The organism is Segeticoccus rhizosphaerae, from assembly GCF_009192725.1.
In the GTDB taxonomy this organism is placed as follows: domain Bacteria; phylum Actinomycetota; class Actinomycetes; order Actinomycetales; family Dermatophilaceae; genus Segeticoccus; species Segeticoccus rhizosphaerae.
Genome location: NZ_VOHR01000391.1, coordinates 1 through 3,158, shown reverse-complemented (window position 1 = coordinate 3,158; position 3,158 = coordinate 1). Strand labels below are relative to the sequence as shown.

The window sequence follows — 3,158 nt, the reverse complement described above, 5'->3', positions numbered from 1 at the left end:
GCCGGCCCGAGCGCCGCCGACCGGCCGGAGGCCGACGACCCGAAGCCGGCAGACGCTGCGGGGGCGGCAGACGCGGCAGAGAGACCGGATGCGAGCGGGGCCGGTCTCCCGCGCATCGGCACCGCCGTGCGCGACGGCAAGTTCGAGTTCACCGTGACGAAGGTGGACCGCGGGATCAAGCAGGTGGGCGGCGACCTGCTGGGCGAGAAGGCCCAGGGCCGGTTCGCGCTCGTCCACGTCACGGTCAAGAACATCGGCGACGAGTCCCAGCTGCTCGACGACACCTCGCAGGTCGTCCGCGATGCCACTGGCCGTGAGTTCGACGCGGACTCCGTGGCGGCCATGTCCATCGAGGGCAACGACGTCTTCCTCAACGAGATCAACCCCGGCAACACCGTCAAGGGCGTGCTCGTCTATGACATGCCGAAGGACGCCGAGCCCGCCAGCATCGAGCTGCACGACTCGATGTTCTCCGGCGGCGTGATGGTCAGCCTCCGGTGACGCTGCCCCCACATGCGTGAGGGCACCGCCGGGCAGGGGTCATCGCGGCCCGAGCCCGGTGCGGCCGTCGATCAGCTCGCGGACGATGTCCAGGTGGCCCGCGTGCCGCGCGGTCTCCTCGATCATGTGCAGGACCACGGAGCGGCCGTCCGGTGCGTACTCGGCCAGCTCGGGCGGTGGCGCGACCCGGGGTGGCGCCGCCAGGTCGGCGACGACGACGTTCTGGTCCGAGATCGCGGCCTGCTTCCGGTAGAAGTCGACCACGTCGGCCGTCTGCGCGCGCACCGTGAACGGGCTGTAGGGACCGTCCAGCGGCCACGGCGGCAGGTTGCCGGCCGAGCCGGCCAGCACATGGTGCAGCCACAGGTGCTCGGCGCCGCACAGGTGAGCCACCAGCCCGAGCGGAGTCCACCCGGACGCGACTGCCGGTGTGTTGAGCTGGTTGTCGTCCAGCCCGTCCAGGATCGCCACGACGCTGTCGCGCTGGGCGTCCAGGTAGTGCAGCAGGGTCATCGTCTCGTCGTTGTCTGTCACGGAAGTCGTGACGGAGCAGGCGGAGCATAATCATCGGTTGTGGGTGAGGTTTCTGTCACGAGCGACGACGCGTTCACCGACCTCGTCGCGCCACTGCGACGGGAGCTGCACGCCCACTGCTACCGGATGCTGGGTTCGGTCCACGACGCCGACGATGCCCTGCAGAACGCGCTGGTGCAGGCTTGGCGTGGGTTCGGCGGCTTCGAGGGCCGCAGCTCGCTGCGGCGGTGGATGTACACGATCGCCACCCGGTGCAGCCTGGACCTGATCGCGGAGCGTCGCCGCCGGGCCCTGCCGATCGATCTCGGCCCGTCCAGTCAGGAGCCGGTCGTCGACGACGTGCCACGCACCGATGTCGCGTGGCTCGGTCCCTATCCTGACGGCGGGATGGAGTCGCGCTTCGAGGAGCGCGAGGCGGTCGAGCTCGCGTTCGTCGCAGCCCTGCAGCACCTCCCCGGCAACCAGCGTGCGGCGTTGTTGCTGTTCGAGGTGCTGGGCTTCTCCGCGCAGGAGATCGCCGACATGATGCAGACCTCGACGCCGGCCGTGAACAGTGCCTTGCAACGGGCCCGCGCGGCGCTCAGGGAGCATATGCCGTCCGGCAGCCAGCAGCAGGCGCTGCGGCGGCTCGGCGACACGAGGCTGCGCAAGCTGGTCACCGGGTTCGCCGCCGCCCTGGAGCGGGGCGACGCCGACGAGCTGATCGAGCTGCTCAGCGCGGGGGTCACCTGGTCGATGCCACCGCTCCCACACTGGTACCAGGGCCTCGAGCACGTCGGCCCGTTCGTGCGAGCCGTGCCGCTCGGCTCGTGTGGCGAGTGGCGCGCGCGAACCCTCACCGCGAACGCACAGCCCATGGTCGCGCTCTATCTGCGTGCCCCCGGCGACGACGCCTACCGGGCCTGGTCGCTGAACGTGCTGACGGTGCACGACGACGCCATCGGCGACGTGACCTCGTTCATCGGGGTCGACGCGTTCACGAGCTTCGTGCTGCCTGTGACCGCCTGACCGGCAACGGCGTGCCGCGGGCCGGCCGACCCGGCTGGCGCGCGGAGAGCATGGCCGACCGGAGGACCAGAACCCTAGGACAGGTTGCCGTCCCGCAGGTCGGCGAAGAGCCGGCGCGCGGTGTCGCCGAGCACCACGATGGACGCGCCGGCCGCAGACGTGCCGAACCCGCCGACGGCCACCTCATTGCGCACCTTGGCCGGGTTCATCCGGAAGATCGTGGCGGTCAGGGTCAGCACCTGTGCCGGTGACAGGTCCGTCTCGACGTGCGGCCCGACCTTCTGCAGGTAGGTCGGCAGCGAGCGCGGTCCGGACAGCCGCACCATGCCGGCCCCGGCGAGCAGGACCAGGCCCTGGTTGCGGCTGCGGCCGAAGTCGCCGTCCGGCAGCGTCTTGCGCTCCCGCGCGTAGGCCAGCGCCTCTTCGCCCGAGAGCTTCTGCCTGCCCTTCTCCACATCCGCTCCGGACGCCTCCCCCTTGACCGCCTTGGGCACGTCGATGCGCAGGCCACCGACCGCGTCGATCGCCTTCTTGAAGCCCCCGAACCCGGTCAGCACGTAGCCCTCGATCGGCAACCGGGTGGCACGGCACACGGTCTCGAGCTGTGCCTTCGGCCCACCGAACACCATGGCGGCGTTGATCTTGTTCTTGCCCCCGGTGGAGAGCGACACGTAGGAGTCACGGGGTATGCCGAGCACGCCACCACCGCCCTTCCCGTCAACTCCGACGACGTGCAGGCTGTCGGCGCGGGAACGGTCGACCCTCTGCCCGTGGCTCACGCGGGCGTCCGAACCGATGAGCAGCACCCGGCGGTCGCCGCCGAGGACCGGCTTGACCCGCAGCGAGGGCCACCAGCCGCCGACGACCCGCCAGCTCTTGCCCTGCTCCACGGCCAGCGTGACGTCCTTGCCCGCGGTGACCACCGCGACCCGGGCGTCCTTGAAGCGGCCGACGGCGCCCTTCACCCGGACCTGCCGGTCGGAGACCTGGCGATGCTTGAGCGCCGCGGTGGCGGCGCTGCTCGCGGGGACCCGGCCCCCGCCATACAGGGGGTCGATGACGGCTGCGAGGCCGTCTGGCAGGCCGGCCCCCGGTGGCCTCGGCGTCTCGCGAGA

General features: G+C 71.2%; 4 protein-coding genes. 2 read left to right on the top strand and 2 right to left on the bottom strand.

What is annotated here, in order from left to right; translation table 11 throughout:
- Positions 1-501, top strand: a 501-nt coding sequence (locus FRW57_RS19545) for a DUF4352 domain-containing protein (protein WP_152186823.1), incomplete at its 5' end; no start/stop codon positions are given.
- 39 nt (positions 502-540) lie between these two features.
- Here the strand turns inward: FRW57_RS19545 and FRW57_RS19540 are convergent.
- A complete protein-coding gene (locus FRW57_RS19540) occupies positions 541-1,035 on the bottom strand; it encodes a DinB family protein (protein ID WP_203230431.1) in 495 nt (164 codons plus the stop codon).
- Positions 1,036-1,074: 39 nt separating this feature from the next.
- Here FRW57_RS19540 and FRW57_RS19535 point away from each other — a divergent pair, with 39 nt between their 5' ends.
- The gene (locus tag FRW57_RS19535; RefSeq protein WP_152186822.1) at positions 1,075-2,043 is read left to right on the top strand and encodes a sigma-70 family RNA polymerase sigma factor; all 969 of its coding nucleotides are present in this window, start codon (positions 1,075-1,077) and stop codon (positions 2,041-2,043) included.
- 74 nt (positions 2,044-2,117) lie between these two features.
- Here FRW57_RS19535 and FRW57_RS19530 read toward each other — a convergent pair.
- A partial coding sequence (locus FRW57_RS19530; protein ID WP_152186821.1) for an LCP family protein occupies positions 2,118-3,158 on the bottom strand: 1,041 nt, incomplete at its 5' end.